This is a genomic window from Amycolatopsis sp. NBC_01480, assembly GCF_036227205.1.
GTDB lineage: Bacteria > Actinomycetota > Actinomycetes > Mycobacteriales > Pseudonocardiaceae > Amycolatopsis.
This window is the reverse complement of record NZ_CP109442.1, coordinates 9,738,700-9,758,303: the sequence shown is the minus strand read 5'-3', so window position 1 is coordinate 9,758,303 and position 19,604 is coordinate 9,738,700. Positions and strand designations below refer to the sequence as shown.

Here is a 19,604-nt window from a genome sequence, read left to right as displayed (position 1 = left end):
CTCAAGGAAAGAATCACACCAGCGCCCCGAGCGCGGTGACACCGACCAGCAGCCAGGCCACGTAGTCGCCGACGTGGCCCGAGTGCGCGCGGTGCAGCGCGTGCACGGCTTCGCGCACCGCCACGGGAGCACGGCGGCGTGACCACAGCCCGGCCGCCGCGACCACGAGCGCGAGCAGCACGGCCCCGCCGGCGCTCAGCAGGCCGCTGCCGGTCCACGCGACCTCGGCGGGTGCCGGTGGAGGGCCGGCGGACAGGACCGGGAGGACAGCGTGCAGGTAGCCCGCGTGGTCGGCCGCTTGCGCGCCCGCGATGGCCGCGGTCTCGCGGAGCCACGGCACGGTGCCCGAGGCCAGCGAAAGGGCCAGCAGCAGCACAACGGCGGCGAACATCGTGGCCGGAGTGCGAGTGAGATGGCCTCGCGTCTCGGGTTCTTCCCCGCTGCCGGTGGACTTGTCGTCCTGGTTCTCCTCCGGGACCCGGCCGAGCCCGAAGTAGATCCGCAAGCCCGCGCGCAGCACGGCGCCGGCCGTGACCGCCGAGACGAGCACCAGCAGCACGGCCATCCAGCCCGGGGTCGCGTGCTCCACCACGTTCTTGCCGAGCGCCGTGCCGAACGGCGGCAGCCCGGCCAGCGCCACCGCGGCCACCACGAACAGAGCCCCCTCGGTGCGCGAGGACCGGGCGCGTCCGGTGAGCTCGTCTTCGTCCACGCTGCGGTGCCGGTTCAGCAGGATGCCCGCGAGCAGGAACAGCGCGGCCTTGGCGCCCGCGTGCCCCAGGACCGACAGGAGGAATCCGGCGCCCGCCGCGCCGCCGGAAGCGGTGAGGCCGCACAGGAACAGGCCGGTGTGCGCGATCGTGGAATAGGCGAGCATCCGCTTGAGGTGCCGCTGCGTCAGGCACAGCACGGCCGCCAGCACCGCGGTCACCACACCGAGGACGAGCAGCGCGCGGTCCACGGCGGCGCCGGAAGGAGCGGAGGCGAACACCGTGGTGCGCACCCGGTACACGCCGTAGAGCCCGAGCTGCACCATCACGCCCGAGAACAGCACGCAGACCGGTGTCGGGGCCACGGCGTGGGCGTCGGCCAGCCAGAAGTGGAACGGCACCACCGCCGCCTTCACCAGCAGCCCGGTGCAGACCAGCACGAACGCCGCCACCACCAGGGCGTCGGTGCCGTGCCCGGAGAGCGCGACGCCGAGCTGGGCGAGCCCGAGCTGGCCGCCGCGGGCATAAAGCAGCCCGACGCCCATGAGCGTGAAATACGCGCCGAGGGAGTTCACCACGCCGAAGTTCAGCGCGCCCTGGACGGAATCCGCCTCCTCGACGCGGTAGCCGGTCAGCGCGTACGCGACACCGCCCATCAGCTCGAAGAACACGAACATCGTGAACAGGTCGCCGGTCATCAGGAAGCCCAGCATCCCGGCGAGGAACAGCAGCATCATCGCGTGGAAGCGGGCTTCCACGGCCTCGAAGTAGCGCCAGCCGTAGATGAGCGCGCAGAAGGTGAGGAAGGCCGCCAGCAACGCCAGCCCCGCGCTCAGCGAGTCCGCGGCGAGCACGATCCCGGTGGAGCGCGTGCCGTCCGGGCGGTGCCCGCCGAGCCACGACACCACCCGATCGTGCCGGGTGGCGGTGACCAGGACGGTCGCGAGCGCCACGACCGCGGCCGCGGTTCCGGCCGCGAAGAAGTCCGCGGCGGCGCGCGGCAGCCGGCGGCCGAGCCCGAGCAGCACACACGCGGCGAGCAGCGGGACCGCGATGAGCAGCGCGGGCAGGGCGGTCACCCGTCAGCCCCGCAGGGCCCGGAGCTCGTCCGGGTCGACGGTGCCGTGCCGCCGCGAGATCTGGACGGTCAGCGCCAGCAGCAGCGCCGTGATGGTGGCCGATACGACGACGTCGGTCAGCGTCATGGCCTGCACGACGGGGTCGACCACGGGCTGCTGCTGCCCGGGTGTGATGATCGGCGCCCCGGCCCCGTCCTGGTAGCCGATGGCCAGCAGCAGCACGTACGTCCCGGCCTGCGCCACCGACAGCGACACCACGGTGTGCACGAGGTGGCGGCTGCGGATGATGCCCGCGCAGCCGAGCAGCAGGAGCCACCCGGCCACGCCGTAACTGGCCCCGGACACGATCCCCGTCACGACGTCGCCTCCTCACGGTCCTGGTCGAGGAACCGCGACAGCAGTACCACCGTTCCCGCGGCGACCTCGACGCCTACCAGCACGCTCAGCACGGGCACCGTGCCGGAGGACACCAGCGACCCGAACGCGCCGCGTGGCAGCACGTTGGTCAGGAACGTCCCGCTCACCACCAGCCCGCACAGGCCGGTGACCACGTACAGTCCTGTGGCCGCCGCTTCCACCTGCTCGAGCCGCCCGAGGGGCCGCAGCCGCGCCAGCGCCGTCCGGCTGCCCGCGAGGTAGAGCAGGTGCCAGCCGGTCGCCAGGACCACGCCGCCCTGGAACCCGCCGCCCGGGGTGAGGTGCCCGTGCGCGATCACGTCGAGCCCGAGGACCAGGGCGACGGGCAGCAACAGGTACCCGGTGAAGCGAATGACGGGCAGCACCCGGCCGTGCGGGCTCGGCGGACGGTCCGACGGCTGGAGCAGGGCGAGCACCCCGACCACCGCGGCGGCGACGATCGTCTCCTCACCGAGCGTGTCGAGCGCCCGCAGGTCGAAGTTCACCGCCGACACGAGGTTCGGCATGGCCGAGCCCAGCCCCGCGGGCAGCACCAGGTCGCGGTAGGGGTGCGAGGCCCCGCCGACCGCGGGCAGCCGGACGAACGCGGCCGCCAGCATCGCCGCGACCCCGGCACCGCCCACGAGGCCGAGCCCGTCGCGCGCCCTCACTTCCGGTCCACCTTGCGCAGGGTGAGCAGCACCAGCAGCGGGACCACCGCGGCGCCCACGGCCAGCTCGGACAGCGCGACGTCCGGAGCCTGGAACACCACGAACAAGACGGTCAGGCACAACGAGAACACCGACAACGGCGCGGCCTGCCGCTTCGGGTCGGACGTGGCGATCACCACCAGCCCCGACACGGCGACGAGCGCGAGCGCGACGAGCAGCACGGCCGTGTTCACGACGGCAGGTCCTCGTCGATCTCCTCGCGCCGGGCAGCCTCGAGCCGCGCGGTCGCGGACTGGATCACCGGCCCGGTCACCAGCAGCAGCACCGCGGTGGCCACGATCGCGCCGGAACCGAGGTGCACGCCGTTGACCAGCACGAGTCCGGCGGCGATCAGCGGCGCGCCGAGCGTGGTGACCGGGGAGAGCAGGTGCAGCCGGGTGAACAGGTCGCGCGCCCGCACCAGCGCGGCGGAGGCCAGCAGGACCACGGCGACCCCGGCGAACACGAGCACCTGCGCGAGGACGGTCATCGCGGGCCCAGGAGCCGGACGAACACCAGGGTGCCCGCGAACGCCAGCACCACCAGCACCAGCGGCAGCACCACCGCGCTCGACGGACCGTACGCCTGCGTGAGCAGCAGGAGCACCAGCACGGTCACCGCGCCGGCCTGCTGCACACCCACGAGCCGTTCCGCGGGCGGCCACGGGCGGCGAGCCAGAGCGCCGGTCCGAGGCCGCCGACGAGCAACAGCAGGGCGGCGAACAGGAGCCACGTCATCGCGATACCTGCCGCAGCGCGCGGGTGCCGCTGCCCGGAAGCCGGTGGACCAGCAGCACTCGCGAACCGCCGGAAACGACCATGGTGCCGGGCGTGCAGCCGAGGACGAGCGCGGCCGCGGCGAGCCGGGCCTCCCGCACGGGCCCGGGTTCGTCCGGCAGGGCGACTTCTTCGAACCCACCGGCAGTGGGATCGCGGAACACCGTGCGTAAGGCGAGAGCCGACTCCCGCACCGCCGCCACCGGCAACGCGGCCACCCAGCGCCACCAAGAGCGTTTCGGCCGCCAGCGCCCGCCTAGAGCGTGGCGAGCGGCGACGGCCGCCACTGCGGCGGTGAGGGCCGCCACGGCACCGGCGAGGAGTTCCGGCAGCGCCGGTGTCGACAGGGTGACCAGCCACAACGCGGCCAGCCCGAACCACCACACCGCCACCTCGCCTGCTGCGCGCATGCCGTCCACGTTCCCCTCCGGCACGTCCGGCAAACGCCGATCACCTCGACCGGGCCTCGGAAAGCGGTCACGCGCCGTGGTGCCGGCGGCGGCCAACGAGTCAGGTTCCGGTGTCTCCCGGCCGGCGCCCGCCGCCGGCGCCGCTGGTCACGCCGTCCAGCTCGCGGTGGACGGTGTCGGCGCAGTCGTAGTCGCGCTCGGGCAGCGTTCCCAGCCGTCCGAGCAGCTGGTCCCCGGCGCCGCCCGCCGCGGCCGCGCGCAGCAGCTCCGCACGGTCGCAGGGATAGCGCACTTCGGTGAGGTACTCGCGCACATCGGGCACGGCGGTCTCCTCCCGGTCAGGTCGCGGGCTGCAGCAGGATTTTCTGCGCCCCTTCGAGCTTCTTCTGGAAAATGTCGTAGGCGCGCGGCGCGTCGTCGAGTGGCAGTTTGTGCGTGGCGAACCCCTCGACGCCCAGCGGATCCCCGTCGGCGGTGAGGACGGGCATGATGTCATCGATCCAGCGGCGCACGTTGGCCTGTCCCATGTGGAGGCGGATCTGCTTGTCGAACAGGTCCATCATCGGCATCGGGTCGACCATCCCGCCGTAGACGCCGGACAGCGAGATCGTGCCCCCGCGGCGGACGCTGTCGATCGCGGCGTAGAGCACGGTGAGCCGGTCGACGCCCGCTTTCTCGGTGATCTTCGCGCCCACCTGCTGGGGCAGCAGGCCCACCAGGTCGTGCGCCAGCTTGCCGATCGGCGCGCCGTGCGCCTCCATGCCGACCGCGTCGATCACCGAGTCCGCGCCGCGCCCGGCGGTGAGGTCGCGGATCGCGTCGCCGATGCGCCGGTGGTCGCGGGTGTCCACCACGGTGGCGCCGTGCGACCGGGCCCGCGCGAGCCGTTCCGGCACCAGGTCGACCCCGATCACCTGGCCCGCGCCGCGGTGCCGCGCGATCCGGGCGGACATCTGCCCGATCGGCCCGAGCCCGAACAGCACGACGGACCCGCCCTGGGGGATCTCGGCGTACTCGACGGCCTGCCACGCCGTGGGCACGACGTCGGACAGGTAGACGAACCGCTCGTCCGGCGGGCCGTCCGGGACCTTGATCGGGCCGTACTGCGCCTGCGGGACCCGCAGGTACTCGGCCTGCCCGCCCGGTACCTGCCCGTACAGCTTGGTGTACCCGAGCAGCGCCGCGCCCTTACCCTGGTCGGTGACCTGCGTCGTCTCGCATTGCGACTGCAGGCCGTGGCCGCACATGTAGCAGTGGCCGCAGGAGATGTTGAACGGCACCACCACGCGGTCGCCCGACTTCAGGCCGGTGACGCCGGCGCCGACTTCTTCGACGACACCCATGGGTTCGTGCCCGAGGATGTCGCCCTCGGTCATGAACGCGCCCAGCACCTCGTACAGGTGCAGGTCGGATCCGCAGATCCCGGTCGACGTGATCCGCACGACGGCGTCGGTGGGCTCCTCGATCTTCGGGTCCGGCACCGTGTCGACGCGGACGTCGCGCTTGCCGTGCCAGGTCACTGCCTTCATGGCCATCCTCTCCGCTCGGCTCGTCTTGTGGGGCGGGTGCCCGGGGAACGCGCGGGCAAACACCGGGCCGGACGTTGGAGCCCTTCGGGAAACGGGTAGCCGGAACCATGGCTACCCGACGAGGCCCCAGTGCCATTCCCTCGGAGCAGGCGATGAAGGCCGCGCAACGGCGGATGGAACCGCTTTCGCGGGCATCGGTGACGGACACCCTTCGCGTGACCGCTCAGGTGATGCTGCCCACTCTGCTGGGCGGAGTCGTCAAACGGCGTCCGCGGGCGATGGCGCTGGCCCAGAAACTCCAGCTCGACCAGCGCGCGATCAGGCTGCACCAGCGGTTGCGGCGGCGCTACGGCAGCGGGCCGCTGCGTTTGCGGGTCCCCGGGCGGTCCTTCGACCTGGTGTTGTCGCCCGATGAGGTGGGGACGCTGCTGGCCGGCACACCGTCGCCGTTCAGCCCGGCCACCAAGGAGAAAAAGGCCGCACTGGGCCACTTCCAGCCCCATGGGGCGCTGATCTCCGAGGGCGCCGAGCGCGCGGAGCGGCGGAAGATCAACGAAACCGTGCTGCAGCCCGGCCGCGAAATCCACGAGCTGGCCGCACCGTGGGCGAAGGCGGCCGCCGAGGCGGTCGAGGCGATGCTGCGCTCCGGTGGCGAACTCGACTGGGACACCTTCAACACCCAGTGGTGGACGATCGTGCGCACCGTGACCCTGGGCGGCGACACCGCCGAGGACCGCGAGGTCACCGACACCCTGGCGAAGCTGCGGATCGACGCCAACTGGGCCTACGCCCATCCGAAGCGCCACAGGACCGAGCAGCCCTTCTTGGACCTCGTCCGTCGCCAGGTAGCGCTCCGCCGCCCGGGCAGCCTCGCCGCCGCTCTCGCCTCGGCACCGGCGGAGGGCGACGCGGACCCGGCCGGGCAGCTGCCGCATTGGCTGTTCGCGTTCGACGCCGCGGGCATCGTCGTCTTCCGTGCCTTGGCGTTGCTGGCCACTCACCCGGACGAGCTGGCCGAGGCCCGGCGGGAATTGGGCGACGCGGATCTCACGCAGCCGCAACAGCTTCCCCTCCTTCGCGCGAGCGTGCTGGAATCGGTGCGGTTGTGGCCGACCACGCCGGCGCTGCTGCGGGAGAGCCGCGCGGAGACCGCGTGGGGGCCGTCGAACACGTCGTTCCTGATCTACACGCCGTACTTCCACCGCGATGCCGAGCAGCTGCCCTACGCCGACCGTTACGCGCCGGGCATCTGGCTGGACGGCACTGCCGCTGAGAACCCGGCCCTGGTCCCGTTCAGCGCCGGCCCGGGCGCGTGCCCCGGGCGCGACCTGGTGCTGTTCACCACTTCGATGGTGCTGGGCAACCTGGTGCAGGACCACGACTTCCGGCTGCACGGCACCGAGCTGGTGCCCGGCCGGCTACCGGACACAGTGGACAACTTCGGCCTGCGGTTCGGCGTCGCCGGCCGCGGGTAGACCTGCGCCGTTACCGTCCTGAGGCGAGCGTGCGCAGCAGCGCCGACAATCCGCCGGGTGCCCGCCCGTCGAGTCGTGCGCTGGTGCGGACCAGGGCGCCGGGCTCCTGTGCCAGCCGGTATCCGGCGTTTTCGAGACGGCGCCACAGGGAATGGTCTTCGCCGGTGGCGATGCGGCCGAATCCGCCGACGGCGGTGTAGGCGTCGGCGCGGACCGCGAGGTTGGCTCCGTAGACGTTGCCGGCCTCGCGGTCTGCTGTTTCGACCAGTTTCCGGTAGCGCGCAGCGGCGCCGGGGCCGCCTGGCGGCGGGCCGATGAGGTGGGCCGGGCCGGTCGTGGCGTGGCCGCCGTGCTGGGCGCGGGCCAGGTGCCGGGCTGCCCAGTGCTGGTCCACTTCACTGTCCGCGTCGGTGTTGAGCAGCAGCACTTCCGATGCCCGATGCCCGGTCAGGCGTGAAAGCGCGGTGCGGCAGCCCAGATCGCGGAGCTCGCCGATGGTCAGTGGCGCGTGGCTGACGACCACCTCGGCCGAGGACCGGGCTCGGTCGGCGGTGTCGTCGGTGCACCGGTCGGCGACCAGGACGACGGTCCGCTCGACCGACACCGGCAGCCGCCGCAGCGAACGCCGGATCGCGTGCAGGCAGCCGGGAATCGAGGGGGCTTCGTCGCGTGCGGGCAGGACGACGGCGACCGCGGTGATCACCGGCGCCTCAGCACGTCCAGGCGGAACTGCTCGTCGAGATGAGTCACCAGGGGGTCGAGGGCGGGATGCGCGGCGAGCCGCTCGTGCACGGCGGCGCCCTCGTGCGGGGCCTCCGGCGCCCACGGCAACCAGTGCACGGCTACCAGGTCGCCACCGGGGCGCAGCGCGGCCACCGAGGCCTCGATCGTCTTCTCGAGGTCCGTCTCGTCCAGGTAGTACAGGAGTTCGCTGTAGACGAACAGGTCGACCGGGCCGGGCGGGATCGCGTCCGGCACCAGTCCGTGGCGGACGTCGGCGCCCGGCGCGGCCGCACGGGCCTGGGCCACGGCGGCGGGCACCGGGTCGAACGCGACCAAGCGGTCGCACCGGCCGGCCAGCTGCCTGGTCAGTGTTCCCGTCCCGCAGCCGGGTTCGACGATCGTGCCGTAGCGCGCCCGGGGCAGCGAGGCCAGGAGCAACGCGCGCTTTCGTCTTTCATACCAACGGGATTCGACCTGCCACGGATCGTCCGCGCCGTCGTACAGTTCGGCGAACCGGGCGACCGGCGCCGAGCGTTCCGGTGGTTGCCGGAAGAACGTTTCCACCGGGCGGTCGAAGTGGGCCAGCGCCTCCGCGGGCAGGATCGGTGCTTCGCCTCGGGGCCCGGGGCGAAGCTGCGAGGTGAATTCGCGGATCGCGGCGGCCTTCGCCGACCGTTCGCCGGTGGTGAGCCGGTAGGAGTGCCCGAGGTGCCAGGGTATGCCGGCGGCGTCGGGTTCGCGCCAGTGCCACAGCCAGATGGGGTAGGACCAGCAGTGCGCTGAGTCCGGGGCGACGGCCAGCGCGGCCCGCCCGGCGGCCTGGTGGTCCGGGTGCGGGTCCTCGGGCCAGGGCATGAGGCACAGATCGGCACCCACCGCGTGGGCCCGGAGCGCGTCCACGAGTTCGTGGCTGTGGGCGGTCAGGTCCGAATCGGGCAGGCCCAGCCAGACCGGCTCCACCGGCAGCCCCTGCGCGGCCAGGGACCGGGCCAGCTCCTCGCGCCGGGCACGACCCAGCTCGCGGCGCTCGGCCGCGCCCGAATCGGGAAACGCGGCCTCGCCGTCCGTCGCCACCACCAGCGAGACCGTGGTGCCCGCCGCGTGCAGGTGCTGGAGCAGGCCACTGGCGCCCAGCGTCTCGTCGTCGGGATGCGCGGCGACGATCAGCGCGTGGCGGAACTCCTGCTCCGGCCAGGCGGGAAACGTGCGCGTCCACTCGGTCTCCGGGACGAACGGCCTCATGCGCCGGCCTCGCCGAGCACGGCCCGGCCCAGCGCGGCGAGATCCCGCTCGCCGTGGTGCTGCCGGATGAACACCTGGAGATCGGCCAGCTGCTGAGCGAATCGCCGGTCGCGGCACAGCGGCCCGGCGCCGGTGATGCGCGGCGCGAGATCGACCACGTCGCGGGCGGTCCGTTCGACGCTCGCCCGGCAGGTGTCGTTCAGCAAGCCCGGGCCGGGGGCCTGCTCGATCGTCGCGGCGGCGGAAGCCAGCAGTGCTTCGGATCCGCGCAGCGCCGCGTGGAGGGCGCCGAAGTGCGCGAGCTGATGGCCGTCCGCCTTGACCCGCAGGGTTTCGCCCACCGAGTCGAGCACTCCGGCGGCGCCGCCGAGCCAGACCGCGGCCACCCCGGTGCCGCCGAGGACGAACCCGCGCCGCGCGAGGTACCAGCCGGGCGGCCCGACCAGCCGTTCGACGGGGACGTCGTCGAAGACCACGTCCCCGCTGTCGGAGGCGTCCATGCCGACCGCTTGCCATGCGTCCGGATGGCGTTCCACCCCGGCCGCGGACAGGTCCACCTCGGCCAGCTGGTCGCCGGCCGCGACGAGGGCGCGGTCGAGGACGGTGAGGCCGGAACAGAACCGGACGGTCCCGCTCAGCCGTCCATTGTGGAATCTCGCGCCGGTCCCGGTCGACTTCGAGGCCCAGACACCGTAGAGGGACAGGGATGTGGGCGCCTGCCCGGCTTCGGCCAGGATCGCGACCGCGTCGGTGTGGCCTTCGGCGAGCCGGGCGAGAGCCAGATCGCGGCGGCCGAAGCCGGCCAGCTCGCGCCACCGTCGCAGCAGCGCGCCCCGGCCGGTCAGCGGCAGGTCGAGCGCGCCGGCCACGAGCATCCGCCGCAGCTCCGCGCCGAGCGTCTCCGAGGTGCGGGGCAGCGGCAACGGTTTCGGTGGGGTGTCCGCCAGCAGGGTCATGGGGCCTCCTCGGTGTGCCGCGGCAGTGGACAGCGTTCGCGAATCAGGTCAGTGCCTCGTGGGTCAGCGCGCCGGCCGCGCTCGTACCAGACGATGAACTTGCTGCCGTCACGGGAAACGGGCCGGGGCCGCCCGGACACGTCCGGGGCTCAGCTCGACCATGGGGTGGCCGAGGCCGAGCCCGATGTCTTGATGCCGGCGGGTCTTCTCGTCCAGCAGGCAGATCTGGCCCGAGGCCGTCTCCCCGCGCAGGAAGCCCTTCCCGGTCGCCCCGCTTCCGATCACGACCAGCTTCTCGGCGCCCATGGTCGGCCGGGTACCCGCCGGCGGCGTGGAAAACACCGAGTCCTTACCGCCGGTGGCGCGAAGCCCTCAGGAATTCGGTGGAGCGCCGCAGGTGGGCCGCTCCGGGATGCCGCAGCCGAGCCGCGCCCACACTGTCTTCCCGACCTGGTTTTCGTGGACGCCCCAGGTGTCGGAGAGGCTGTCGACGAGCTGCATGCCGCGGCCGCGCAGGCTCGTCTCGTCCGGCCGGCGGACCTGGGGGCGCAGGCGCGCGGAATCGTCGACCTCGACCACCACCAGGCACGGCAGTGACAGGGCGGTCAGGCGCACCCAGCTGGGTCCGTCGGTGTGCACGTAGGCGTTGGTGGCGAGCTCTTCGGTCACCATCAGGACGTCCTCGAGGTGGTCGGGCGCCAGGTGGGTCAGCGATGATCTCGCCCAGCCGCGGATCCGGGCGAGGTGCGCGGGCTCGGTACCCCGCAGGTCCATGATCCAGGGCGCTTCGTCCGCCCCTGGGCCGGGAGCTGCCACCTTCGGCCCCTTTCTCCACTGGCGCTGCACGGATGCTTCCGCATACCCGGATCGGCCGACCACACACCTGGGAGAGCCGGCAGATCCCGGCCCGGGCGCCCCGGGACCGATCGTCGCATCGGGAACCGGTTCCCGCCCGGCGGCCCGACGGTACTGCCGAGCCCGGCGGAGACGCCATACGGCGGGCGACCTGCTCCGTCGCGGGTCGGGGCAGCCCGGCTACGGTCTGTCCATGACGCACGATGTGCCGGAGCCGGAGTTCCGCACCCGGCTGAGCGAGATCACCGGCTACGAGGGGCCGGCCGGGCGGGCCGGCGGAATCGAGGAGACGCTCGCCCGGGCGTGTGCGGTTCTCGGGGTCGACACGGCGACGGTGCTGCGGCACGAACCTCCCTCGCAGCACCTGGTCGCCATCGCCGCGGCCGGTCTCGAGGAGGAGGTCTACCAGGGTGTGCGGGTGTCGGTGGGCGCCGGGTTCGCCGGCACTGTGGCCGCGCGCCGCGAGCCGGTCGTCATCGACCGGGTCGACGAGACGACGGTAGTGAACTCCCTGCTGTGGGAACGCGGCCTGCGCACGATGCTCGGCGTGCCGATGCTCGCCGGCGCCGAGCTGGTCGGTGTCCTGCACGTCGGGTCCGTGGACCAGCGCCGGTTCACCACCACCGACATCGAGGTCGTCCGGTTGCTCGCCGACCACCTGGCGGCCGTCCTGCGATCCGAGACCCTGCGGCAGAACCAGGCAGCGACCATCGCGCTGCAGCGCAGCCTGCTGCCGGGCAAGCTGCCCGAGATCGACGGCCTCCGCGCGGCCGCCCGCTACGTACCGGGTGCCGGCGCGGGACTGGGCGGGGACTGGTACGACCTCTTCCGGCTGCCCGGAGACCGGCTCGGCATCGTGATGGGCGACGTGTCGGGCCACGGCCTGGACGCGGCGGTGATCATGGGCCGCCTCCGCAGCGCCCTGCGCGCCTATGCCCTGGACTGCGACGACCCGGCCGAGGTGCTCGGCAAGCTGGACCGCAAGGCCAATCATTTCGAACACGGCGTGATGGCGACGGTGGCCTACGGCGTGCTCGACGCCGGGCACGAGCAGCTGGCGCTGTCACTGGCCGGGCACCTGCCGCCGGTCGTGGTCTCGGCGGGCCGCCCGGCCGGGCTCGTGACCGCTCCGGCCGACCCGCCGATCGGCCTGAGCCTCGGGACGCCCCGCCGGCGCACCACCATGGTGCCGCTGGCGCCGGGCACCGTCGCTGCGTTCTACACCGACGGCCTCGTCGAGCGCCGGGACCGGCCGGTCGACGAGGGGATGCGGCAGCTCACCGAGCTGCTCCGGGTCGAGGACCCGGAGCGGGCCTGTTCGCGCGTCATGGCCGCGATGGTGGGCGCCCGGCCCTCGCCGGACGACGTCGCGCTGGTGGTGCTCCTGCGCCCGGCCGGGCCGTGATTCACGGCGCGGCCAGGGCCTGCTCCAGCGTGCGGTAGAGCGGCAGGCCCGGCTCCAGCCCGGTGAGCTGGATCGGGCGCAGGGTCGCGCGTCCGGACGCGACGATCCGCAGCTCGGTGCCGGCCGGCATGCCCCGCCGGATGGTCAGCAGCGCGGTCAAGCCCGGCGAGGCCAGGAACTCCACCGCGGTCAGATCGAGCACCAGCACCGGCGGCGCCTCGGTGAGGACCTCGGCGACTGCCGCCGTCACGCGCGGGGCGGTGCACGTGTCGACGTCGCCGCTCACCGCCAGCACGGCCACCGGCGGCCGGTCGGCCCGTCCGATGCGGAGCGTCCCCGGTGGGTCGGTCGCAGGATCAGTCAGCTCGCTCATCACAGTTCCCGTGCTCGGCCGCCCGGCTCACGCCGTGGGCAGGAAAGGTCCAGGGCTGGCTGCTCAACCCAGGTCATCATGCCCGGGCGGTGCCGTCTTCGCACGGGAACGGGCGAGCGCCCGACGGTGGCCCAACAAGCGAAGCACTGACCGGCGGCCTACCTTCGATGGCCATGACCGACATCACCAGCCTGATCCTCGACGACCACGATCGGTTCCGCCGGGCCTTCGCCGAGCTGGACGACCTGGACTCCCCGGACGAGCTGGCGCGGGCGTGGGCGCCCCTCGCGACACTGCTGGACCTGCACGCCGCGGCCGAGGAAGCCGTCTTCTACCCCGAGCTGATCCAGCGCGGCGCCGACGCGGAGGACGAGACACTCGACGCCGTCGGCGACCACAACGACATCCGCGACGCGGTCGCTGAAACCAGGCGGCACCCGGCCGGCAGCGCGGCCTGGCAGGCCGCGGTACGCCAGGCCCGCACGGCCAACAGCGAGCACATGGCCGAAGAGGAGGACGACGCGCTCGCCGACTTCCGCCGGCACGCCGGCCCGGGGCTGCGCGAAGAGCTCGGCCGCAGGTTCCTCGCGTTCAAGGCCGAGCACGAGGACGGCCACGGCATCGACACCGGCGACGTCGACCCTGAGCGCTACGTCGCCAAGCAGGAGGAAAAGGCCGGCAAGGACACCCCGCAAGACGGTTCCCTCGGCATCGGCGGACTGAAAGAGCGGTGAACACGATGAACCACCTCATGCGCGAACTCGCGCCGATCCCGGCCGAAGGCTGGCACCAGATCGACGACGAAGCGCGGGAACGGCTGGTTACGCACCTCGCGGCCCGCAAGGTGGTCGACGTCGAAGGGCCGCAAGGCTGGGCGCACTCGGCTACCTCGCTCGGCCGGACCCGTCGCATCGACGCTCCGGAAAGTGCCCGGGAGCGCGAGACCGCTGTCCGGCAGCGCCGGGTCCTGCCGCTGGTCGAGGTGCGCGTGCCGTTCACCGTCGAGCGCGCCGAGCTGGAGGACGCCGAACGCGGAGCCGACGACCTGGAACTCGACGACCTGGACCAGGCGGCCGCCCAGGTAGGGCTCATCGAGAACCGGGCGGTGTTCCACGGCTGGCCGGAGGCCGGAATCGGCGGGATCATCGACGCCAGCCCGTACGAGCACGGAACGCTGGGCATCGACCCGGAACGGTATCCGCACCTGGTGGCGAACGCGGTGAACACGTTGCGCTGCAACGGGATCGACGGACCCTACGCGCTGGCGATCAACCCGGAGGGCCACACCGCCATCGTGGAGAGCACCGAGCACGGCGGCCTGCTCGTGCTGGACCACCTGCGCCGCGCGCTCGGCGGCGGCCGGGTCAAACGCACCCCGGGCATCACCGGCGCCGTCGTGCTCAGCCTGGCCGGCGGGGACTTCGTCCTGGAACTCGGCCAGGACCTCTCGGTCGGCTACAGCCAGCACGACGCCGAGACGCTCACGCTCTACCTGGAAGAGAGCTTCAGCTTCCGGGTGACCGAGCCGGACGCGGCGCTGGTCCTCGACTGACGTCAGCCGGCGGTGCCGTCGCACTGGTCGATCCAGTGTCGCCCTCGGCCCGACGAGCACCGTGAATCCGGGCTCGCACTCGACGTTCAGGTGCTCCGGCCGCTGGGCAAGGCGGTGGCCGGTCCCGGGCACCTCGCCTTGGTGAACAAGCTCGCGCTCCGGTTCAGCTGCGGGCGCGGCGGGGTATCCGGCGGCCATGACTCGAAGCTGCGGAAAGGTACAGGTCACCGCCCGGGTGCGGCTGGAGGACGCCGACGATTTGGCCGAGCAGTACACGCCCGGGGTCGCCGAGCTGGCGAAGCGGGTCGCCGATGACCCGTCGGTGCTCGCGCGGGAGACGGTGAAAGCCAACTCCGTCGCGATTGTTTCCGACGGTTCGGCCCTGCTGGGGCTGGGCGACCAGGGCCCGGCGGCGGCACTGCCGGTGATGGAGGGCAAGGCGGCGCTGCTCAAACGCTTCGCCGACGTCGACGCCTGGCCGATCTGCCCAGTCAGCCGTGAGCCGGACGATCTGGTCCGCACCGTCAAGGACCTGGCTACGTCGTTCGGCGCGATCAACCTCGAAGACATCGCCGCGCCCCGGTGCTTCACCGTGGAGCGCCGGCTGCACGACGAACTCGAGGTGCCCGTGTTCCACGACGACCAGCATGGGACCGCGGTGGCTGTGCTGGCCGCCTTGCACAATGCGCTCGAACTGACCGGTCGCGAGCCCGCGGGCACCTCGGTGGTGGTCTCCGGCGCCGGGGCAGCCGGGGTGGCCGTCACCCGGCTCCTGCTGAACGCGGGCTTCAGCGCCGACCGGCTCGTGGTCTGCGACCGTCGTGGCGCCCTGCACGGAGGGCGCGACCTGACTGGGGAGAAGCTTTGGCTGGCGGAACACACCAACCGCGGTGGGGCGGCTCAGGGCAGCCTCCGAGACGTTGTGCGCGAGGCGGACGTCTTCATCGGCGTGAGCGCCGGCGGCTTGCTCGACGAGGAGGACATCGGGCGGATGGCCGACCGGGCGATCGTCTTCGGGCTGGCGAACCCGGATCCCGAGGTCGACCCGGAGGCCGCGCGCGAGCACGCTGAGGTCGTCGCGACCGGTCGCAGCGATATGGCCAACCAGATCAACAACGTGCTGGTGTTCCCCGGGATGTTCCGGGGCCTGCTCGACTCCGGTGCCGTCCGGGTGACGACCCGCATGCTGCTCGCGGCCGCGCGCGCCCTGGCCGGAGTGGTGGGCGGCGATCTCGATCGGGAGCACATCGTGCCCAGTGTCTTCGACGAGGCTCTGGTGCCGGCGGTCGCCGAGGCGGTCGCCGGCGCGGCGAAGGGCGGCTGAAGCGCCGACCGGGACGGGCGATGTGTGCGGCCGTAACCGCCCGGGTACGACTCCTGGTATCGAGTCGGGGGGAAAGGACGAGCGCGGGAGGCGGCGGATGGGATCCTCGGTGGCGCGGAAGCTGATCTCGGCGCATCTGGAGTCCGGAGAACCGGTCGCGGGTTCGGAGATCGCCCTGCGGGTCGACCAGACGTTGACCCAGGACGCGACCGGGACGCTGGTCATGCAGGAGCTGGAGGCCCTCGGCCTGGACCGGGCCCGCACCGAGGTCAGTGTGCAGTACGTGGATCACAACCTGCTGCAGTCCGACGAGAAGAACGCCGAGGACCACGAGTTCCTGCGTTCGGCGTGCCGGCGCTTCGGGCTGTGGTTCTCCAAGGCGGGCAACGGTGTCTCGCAACCCCACCCACATGCAGCGCTTCGGGCGTCCCGGCCGGTCGATGGCCGGTTCGGACTCGCACACGTGCGCGGCCGGCTCGCTGGGCATGCTGGCGATCGGGGTCGGCGGCCTCGAGGTGGCGCTCGCGATCGCGGGGGAGCCGCTGTACCTGCGGATGCCGGAGATCTGGGGAGTCCGCCTCACCGGGGAGCTGCCGCCGTGGGTGTCGGCCAAGGACGTGGTCCTGGAGATGCTGCGCCGCCACGGCGTGAAGGGCGGGCTCAACCGGGTCATCGAGTACCACGGGCCGGGCCTCGCCTCGCTGACCGCGATGGACCGGCACGTGATCGCCAACATGGGGGCCGAACTGGGAGCGACCACCACCGTGTTCCCCGCCGACGACGCCGTGCGCGCCTTCCTGCGGGCCGAGGGCCGCGAGCACTACTTCACCGAGCTGAAAGCGGATCCCGGCGCCGAGTACGACCGCCTCGACGAAATCGACCTCGGCCGGCTGGAGCCGCTGATCGCGAAGCCGTCCTCCCCGGGCAATGTGGTGCCGGTGCGGGAGGTGGCCGGGACGCCGGTCGGCCAGGTCGTGATCGGCTCGTCCGCCAACCCTGGTTTCCGGGACTTCGCCGTGGCTGCGGCGATGGTGCGGGGCAGGCAGGCCTCGGATGGTGTCAGCTTCGACGTCAATCCGTCGTCGCGGCAGATCCTGACCGATCTGACCAAGGCGGGCGCGCTGACCGACCTGATCACGGCCGGCGCGCGCATCCACCAGGCCGGGTGTATGGGCTGCATCGGCATGGGCCAGGCACCGGCGTCGGGCCACAATTCCCTTCGCACCTTTCCCCGCAACTTCCCGGGCCGGTCGGGTACACCGGAGGACTCGGTCTGGTTGTGCTCGCCCGAAACCGCCGCCGCGGCGGCGCTAACCGGGAGGATCACCGATCCGCGGCAGCTGGCGGGCGACCTCGGCCTGGAGCCGCCTGAGGTGAAACCCCCGGAACGGTCCTCAGTGAACACCGCCATGCTGGTGCCGCCCCCGGATCCGGACGACGCGGCCCGCGAGGAGTTGGTGAAGGGGCCGAACATCTCGGCCCTGCCTGAGTTCCCGGAGCTGCCGGACCGGATCGAAGCCCCAGTGCTGCTCAAGCTCGGCGACGACGTGTCCACCGACGAGATCTCCCCGGCGGGAGCTCGCGCGCTGCCGTTCCGTTCGAATATCCCGAAACTGGCGGACTTCACTTTCACCCGGGTCGACGCGGACTACCCTGCCCGGGCGAAAGAGATCGCCGATGGCACGGGTCACGTGGTGGTCGCCGGTGACAATTACGGGCAGGGCTCGTCCCGTGAGCACGCGGCCATCACGCCCCGCTACCTCGGCCTGCGCGCGGTGATCGCCAAGTCGTTCGCCCGGATCCACTGGCAGAACCTGGCGAACTTCGGGATCCTCGCGCTGGAGTTCGCCGACCCCGACGACCACTCGCGCATCGATCCGGACGACACCCTCGTGCTCGATGGCCTTCGGCAGAAACTGGCCGATGGACGGGAATTGACTGTCCACAACGCCACGAAAGACGAAGAGTACCGGCTGTGCCATCGCCTTTCCGAGCGGCAGGTCGAAACCGTGCTCGCCGGCGGGCGAATTCCGTTGCTCTCGCAGCCACCAGCCGGCCGCAATACGAACGAGTGAGATCAGCCTCGGAGGTTTTGACCGGCTGACGGCGGGTAAACGTTCAGCGGTTGTGCATTGACTGGCATACGGCTATGCGGGCGGCCCAAGGCCGTTCAGCCTTGTGGGAGGACAGTGATGACGAATTCGGTCACCGAGGAGCCGGCCACGGCCGGCACCTGGGATCCTCGGGCAATAGCAAGAGCTGGTGACGCACCGTCGCTGCCGGGCGCACGGCGAGCCGCGCATCCGCCGCTGAGGGACGACCCGGTCCCGGCGGAGCCGGCGACGTTCCTGCATCGTCTGTCCACGATGGCGTCGATGCGAGAATGGGAGCAGCAGTCCACGCCGATGCTGATTCACGAGGCGATTCTCGCTGGTGCGAGCCCGTGCGCCGCCGCGCGATCGGCCCGTGTCACCACAGCCGAGGCGCATGTGCGCTGGAGTCTCTGGGCGTTCCGGCGCTTGGGACCGTTTTTCGCGGGTGAGGCAACGAGTATGTCGGTGCAGCAGTACCTTCGCGTACACACCGCGTTCGCGGAAATTCTCGCGGATGAGCTCGTCTTCGGCGAAGCGTCTTACCCGAAAGAGTGATTTCAGTGGTGGACAGCAACAGTGGTGGAAACGTCGGTAGCAACCCGGAGAATATTCCGAGCGAGTGGACGGCCGACGACGTGCCGATGACCGGTCCACAGGAGTCGTACTTGCGCACACTCGCGCAGGAAATCGGCCGAGCGGTTCCAGGCGTGATGACCAGGGCGCAGGCCTCCTGCCTGATCGATGAACTGCAGCAGCAGACCGGGCGGGGAACCTTGAGTACGACTGCCGATGACGGCACGGAGTTCGCGTAGTCGGGCTGTCCTCGTGGGGGGACCCAGGCCGGCCGGCAGATGAGGGCCGCCCACGTCCTGCGGCCTACAGGATCGGCTTGCCGCCAGTGACCGCGACGCGGGCGCCGGAGACGTAGCTCGCCTCGTCGGAGGCGAGCAGAACGTAGACAGGCGCGAGTTCCGCGGGTTGCCCGGGGCGGCCCAGCGGCACCTGCCGGCCGAAGGACTCCACCGCGTCTTCCGGCATGGTCGACGGGATCAGCGGGGTCCAGATCGGACCGGGCGCGACGCTGTTCGCGCGGATGCCCCTCGGCCCCAGTAGCTGGGCCAGCGCCGCGGTCATATTCGCGACGCCGGCCTTGGTGACGTCGTAGGGCAGCAGCTGCGGGCTGGGGTTGTCGGAGTTCACCGACGAGCTGCCGATGATCGACGCGCCGGCCCGCAGGTGTGGCAGGGCGGCCTTGGTGAGGTGGAAGAACGCGCTGAGGTTGGTCGCGAGGGTGTGGTCCCACTCCTCGTCGCTGACTTCTTCGAGCGTTTCGTGGCTCATCTGGTAAGCGGCGTTGTTGACCAGGATGTCGATGCGGCCGAGTTCGTCCACCGTGCGCTCGACCAGGGCACGGCAGTGGGCCGGGTCGGCGACGTCGCCGGGCATCACCACGGCTTTGCGTCCGGCGTCCGCGACCCAGCGGCGCGTCTCTTCGGCGTCGTCGTGCTCGTCGAGGTAGGAGACCAGGACGTCGGCGCCCTCACGGGCGTAGGCGATGGCCACCGCCCGGCCGATGCCGCTGTCCGCGCCGGTGATCAGGGCGACTTTGCCGGTCAGCTTCCCGGAGCCGCGATAACTCTGCTCGCCGTGGTCGGGCCGCGGTTCCATTGCGGCGGTAGTGCCGGGCGGGGTCTGCTGCTGGGCCGGTTGCGACACGGGCACCTCCGGAATCGTCGGGATCGGACGTTCCCGGGTACCCCACCGTGCGCGTTGACACCCTCGCCGCCCGACCCGGCGGAATGGCGTGAGCGCGGGGTCCCGGGCGGTACTGTCGAAGACTCTGTCCTTAGCGGACTCTGCCGACGCTTGCTGGCCGCCGGCTTGAAAGGTTATCGTCGGGAGACCGGTCCAGCAGTGGGCCGTACCGGTGTTCTTCTTGCACTCAGGACGCGAGTTGCTTCGCGGCCAAGTGACCGAGACGGGTTCTGGCCGGGCA

24 protein-coding genes and 1 pseudogene are annotated in these 19,604 nt (G+C 72.0%); 8 read left to right on the top strand and 17 right to left on the bottom strand.

Features of this window, described 5'->3' with window-relative positions; all coding sequences use genetic code 11:
* Positions 1-13: 13 nt before the first annotated feature.
* The 10 genes from OG371_RS45465 to OG371_RS45420 form a co-directional block, all read right to left on the bottom strand.
* Positions 14-1,789, bottom strand: coding sequence for a complex I subunit 5 family protein (locus OG371_RS45465; RefSeq protein ID WP_329063664.1), 1,776 nt, complete (start codon positions 1,787-1,789; stop codon positions 14-16).
* A 3-nt stretch (positions 1,790-1,792) separates the two neighbouring features.
* The gene (locus tag OG371_RS45460) at positions 1,793-2,146 is read right to left on the bottom strand and encodes a sodium:proton antiporter (protein ID WP_329063662.1); all 354 of its coding nucleotides are present in this window, start codon (positions 2,144-2,146) and stop codon (positions 1,793-1,795) included.
* The gene (locus OG371_RS45455; RefSeq protein ID WP_329063660.1) at positions 2,143-2,856 is read right to left on the bottom strand and encodes an MnhB domain-containing protein; all 714 of its coding nucleotides are present in this window, start codon (positions 2,854-2,856) and stop codon (positions 2,143-2,145) included. The genes OG371_RS45460 and OG371_RS45455 overlap by 4 nt, the downstream gene beginning before the upstream one ends.
* On the bottom strand, positions 2,853-3,089 hold the full coding sequence (locus OG371_RS45450; protein ID WP_329063657.1) for a Na(+)/H(+) antiporter subunit B: 237 nt from the start codon (positions 3,087-3,089) through the stop codon (positions 2,853-2,855). The genes OG371_RS45455 and OG371_RS45450 overlap by 4 nt, the downstream gene beginning before the upstream one ends.
* Positions 3,086-3,385, bottom strand: a complete 300-nt coding sequence (locus tag OG371_RS45445) for a cation:proton antiporter (protein WP_329063656.1) — start codon at positions 3,383-3,385, stop codon at positions 3,086-3,088. Before OG371_RS45445 ends, OG371_RS45450 begins: the two co-directional genes overlap by 4 nt.
* Positions 3,382-3,537, bottom strand: coding sequence for a hypothetical protein (locus tag OG371_RS45440; protein WP_329063654.1), 156 nt, complete (start codon positions 3,535-3,537; stop codon positions 3,382-3,384). Before OG371_RS45440 ends, OG371_RS45445 begins: the two co-directional genes overlap by 4 nt.
* Positions 3,510-3,632, bottom strand: a complete 123-nt coding sequence (locus tag OG371_RS45435) for a hypothetical protein (protein ID WP_329063652.1) — start codon at positions 3,630-3,632, stop codon at positions 3,510-3,512. Before OG371_RS45435 ends, OG371_RS45440 begins: the two co-directional genes overlap by 28 nt.
* A complete protein-coding gene (locus tag OG371_RS45430; protein ID WP_329063650.1) occupies positions 3,629-4,081 on the bottom strand; it encodes a hypothetical protein in 453 nt (150 codons plus the stop codon). Before OG371_RS45430 ends, OG371_RS45435 begins: the two co-directional genes overlap by 4 nt.
* A 100-nt stretch (positions 4,082-4,181) precedes the next feature.
* On the bottom strand, positions 4,182-4,403 hold the full coding sequence (locus tag OG371_RS45425) for a DUF2795 domain-containing protein (RefSeq protein ID WP_329063648.1): 222 nt from the start codon (positions 4,401-4,403) through the stop codon (positions 4,182-4,184).
* A gap of 16 nt (positions 4,404-4,419) precedes the next feature.
* The gene (locus OG371_RS45420; RefSeq protein ID WP_329063645.1) at positions 4,420-5,610 is read right to left on the bottom strand and encodes a zinc-dependent alcohol dehydrogenase; all 1,191 of its coding nucleotides are present in this window, start codon (positions 5,608-5,610) and stop codon (positions 4,420-4,422) included.
* A gap of 107 nt (positions 5,611-5,717) precedes the next feature.
* Between OG371_RS45420 and OG371_RS45415 the strand changes: the two genes are divergently transcribed.
* Positions 5,718-7,085, top strand: a complete 1,368-nt coding sequence (locus OG371_RS45415) for a cytochrome P450 (protein WP_329063642.1) — start codon at positions 5,718-5,720, stop codon at positions 7,083-7,085.
* Positions 7,086-7,095: 10 nt separating this feature from the next.
* On the opposite strand, the gene OG371_RS45410 is transcribed toward OG371_RS45415, so the two are convergent.
* The 5 genes from OG371_RS45410 to OG371_RS45390 all read right to left on the bottom strand — a co-directional run bounded on the left by OG371_RS45410 (position 7,096) and on the right by OG371_RS45390 (position 10,822).
* Positions 7,096-7,788, bottom strand: coding sequence for a glycosyltransferase (locus tag OG371_RS45410; RefSeq protein WP_329063640.1), 693 nt, complete (start codon positions 7,786-7,788; stop codon positions 7,096-7,098).
* Positions 7,785-9,050, bottom strand: coding sequence for a PIG-L family deacetylase (locus OG371_RS45405; RefSeq protein WP_329063638.1), 1,266 nt, complete (start codon positions 9,048-9,050; stop codon positions 7,785-7,787). The genes OG371_RS45410 and OG371_RS45405 overlap by 4 nt, the downstream gene beginning before the upstream one ends.
* Positions 9,047-10,006, bottom strand: coding sequence for an acyl-CoA dehydrogenase family protein (locus tag OG371_RS45400; protein WP_329063636.1), 960 nt, complete (start codon positions 10,004-10,006; stop codon positions 9,047-9,049). Before OG371_RS45400 ends, OG371_RS45405 begins: the two co-directional genes overlap by 4 nt.
* Before the next feature lie 108 nt (positions 10,007-10,114).
* A complete protein-coding gene (locus tag OG371_RS45395; RefSeq protein ID WP_329060877.1) occupies positions 10,115-10,312 on the bottom strand; it encodes a hypothetical protein in 198 nt (65 codons plus the stop codon).
* 66 nt (positions 10,313-10,378) lie between these two features.
* Positions 10,379-10,822, bottom strand: coding sequence for an ATP-binding protein (locus tag OG371_RS45390; RefSeq protein WP_329063635.1), 444 nt, complete (start codon positions 10,820-10,822; stop codon positions 10,379-10,381).
* 232 nt (positions 10,823-11,054) lie between these two features.
* On the opposite strand from OG371_RS45390, the gene OG371_RS45385 reads away from it, so the two are divergent.
* Positions 11,055-12,266, top strand: a complete 1,212-nt coding sequence (locus tag OG371_RS45385) for a PP2C family protein-serine/threonine phosphatase (protein WP_329060881.1) — start codon at positions 11,055-11,057, stop codon at positions 12,264-12,266.
* Position 12,267: 1 nt separating this feature from the next.
* On the opposite strand, the gene OG371_RS45380 is transcribed toward OG371_RS45385, so the two are convergent.
* Complete coding sequence (locus OG371_RS45380) at positions 12,268-12,639, bottom strand: STAS domain-containing protein (RefSeq protein WP_329063633.1); 372 nt, start codon at positions 12,637-12,639, stop codon at positions 12,268-12,270.
* 173 nt (positions 12,640-12,812) lie between these two features.
* Between OG371_RS45380 and OG371_RS45375 the strand changes: the two genes are divergently transcribed.
* The 6 genes and pseudogenes from OG371_RS45375 to OG371_RS45350 all read left to right on the top strand — a co-directional run bounded on the left by OG371_RS45375 (position 12,813) and on the right by OG371_RS45350 (position 18,420).
* Entirely contained in the window at positions 12,813-13,373 is a 561-nt protein-coding gene (locus tag OG371_RS45375; protein WP_329063631.1) for a hemerythrin domain-containing protein, read from the top strand.
* A 5-nt stretch (positions 13,374-13,378) separates the two neighbouring features.
* Positions 13,379-14,191, top strand: coding sequence for a family 1 encapsulin nanocompartment shell protein (locus tag OG371_RS45370; protein ID WP_329063629.1), 813 nt, complete (start codon positions 13,379-13,381; stop codon positions 14,189-14,191).
* 196 nt (positions 14,192-14,387) lie between these two features.
* On the top strand, positions 14,388-15,515 hold the full coding sequence (locus OG371_RS45365; protein WP_329063628.1) for an NAD(P)-dependent malic enzyme: 1,128 nt from the start codon (positions 14,388-14,390) through the stop codon (positions 15,513-15,515).
* A 97-nt stretch (positions 15,516-15,612) separates the two neighbouring features.
* A pseudogene (locus OG371_RS45360) lies at positions 15,613-17,590 on the top strand (aconitate hydratase).
* A 117-nt stretch (positions 17,591-17,707) separates the two neighbouring features.
* Complete coding sequence (locus tag OG371_RS45355) at positions 17,708-18,163, top strand: hypothetical protein (RefSeq protein ID WP_329063626.1); 456 nt, start codon at positions 17,708-17,710, stop codon at positions 18,161-18,163.
* A gap of 5 nt (positions 18,164-18,168) precedes the next feature.
* Positions 18,169-18,420: a DUF3072 domain-containing protein gene (locus OG371_RS45350; RefSeq protein ID WP_329063624.1), complete on the top strand. Its 252-nt coding sequence runs from the start codon at positions 18,169-18,171 to the stop codon at positions 18,418-18,420.
* Between the two features lie 64 nt (positions 18,421-18,484).
* Here the strand turns inward: OG371_RS45350 and OG371_RS45345 are convergent, their stop codons facing one another.
* Entirely contained in the window at positions 18,485-19,276 is a 792-nt protein-coding gene (locus tag OG371_RS45345; protein WP_329073440.1) for an SDR family oxidoreductase, read from the bottom strand.
* Positions 19,277-19,604: the final 328 nt, after the last annotated feature.

Excerpts from the sequence above, each read along its gene's own strand:
- OG371_RS45380 (WP_329063633.1), bottom strand. The coding sequence starts at position 12,639 with ATGAGCGAGCTGACTGATCCTGCGACCGACCCACCGGGGACGCTCCGC.
- OG371_RS45370 (WP_329063629.1), top strand. The coding sequence starts at position 13,379 with ATGAACCACCTCATGCGCGAACTCGCGCCGATCCCGGCCGAAGGCTGG.
- OG371_RS45415 (WP_329063642.1), top strand. The coding sequence starts at position 5,718 with ATGGCTACCCGACGAGGCCCCAGTGCCATTCCCTCGGAGCAGGCGATG.
- OG371_RS45445 (WP_329063656.1), bottom strand. The coding sequence starts at position 3,385 with ATGACCGTCCTCGCGCAGGTGCTCGTGTTCGCCGGGGTCGCCGTGGTC.
- OG371_RS45385 (WP_329060881.1), top strand. The coding sequence starts at position 11,055 with ATGACGCACGATGTGCCGGAGCCGGAGTTCCGCACCCGGCTGAGCGAG.
- OG371_RS45435 (WP_329063652.1), bottom strand. The coding sequence starts at position 3,632 with ATGACGTGGCTCCTGTTCGCCGCCCTGCTGTTGCTCGTCGGCGGCCTC.
- OG371_RS45400 (WP_329063636.1), bottom strand. The coding sequence starts at position 10,006 with ATGACCCTGCTGGCGGACACCCCACCGAAACCGTTGCCGCTGCCCCGC.
- OG371_RS45345 (WP_329073440.1), bottom strand. The coding sequence starts at position 19,276 with ATGGAACCGCGGCCCGACCACGGCGAGCAGAGTTATCGCGGCTCCGGG.
- OG371_RS45365 (WP_329063628.1), top strand. The coding sequence starts at position 14,388 with ATGACTCGAAGCTGCGGAAAGGTACAGGTCACCGCCCGGGTGCGGCTG.
- OG371_RS45420 (WP_329063645.1), bottom strand. The coding sequence starts at position 5,610 with ATGAAGGCAGTGACCTGGCACGGCAAGCGCGACGTCCGCGTCGACACG.
- OG371_RS45375 (WP_329063631.1), top strand. The coding sequence starts at position 12,813 with ATGACCGACATCACCAGCCTGATCCTCGACGACCACGATCGGTTCCGC.
- OG371_RS45395 (WP_329060877.1), bottom strand. The coding sequence starts at position 10,312 with ATGGGCGCCGAGAAGCTGGTCGTGATCGGAAGCGGGGCGACCGGGAAG.
- OG371_RS45430 (WP_329063650.1), bottom strand. The coding sequence starts at position 4,081 with ATGCGCGCAGCAGGCGAGGTGGCGGTGTGGTGGTTCGGGCTGGCCGCG.
- OG371_RS45405 (WP_329063638.1), bottom strand. The coding sequence starts at position 9,050 with ATGAGGCCGTTCGTCCCGGAGACCGAGTGGACGCGCACGTTTCCCGCC.
- OG371_RS45355 (WP_329063626.1), top strand. The coding sequence starts at position 17,708 with ATGACGAATTCGGTCACCGAGGAGCCGGCCACGGCCGGCACCTGGGAT.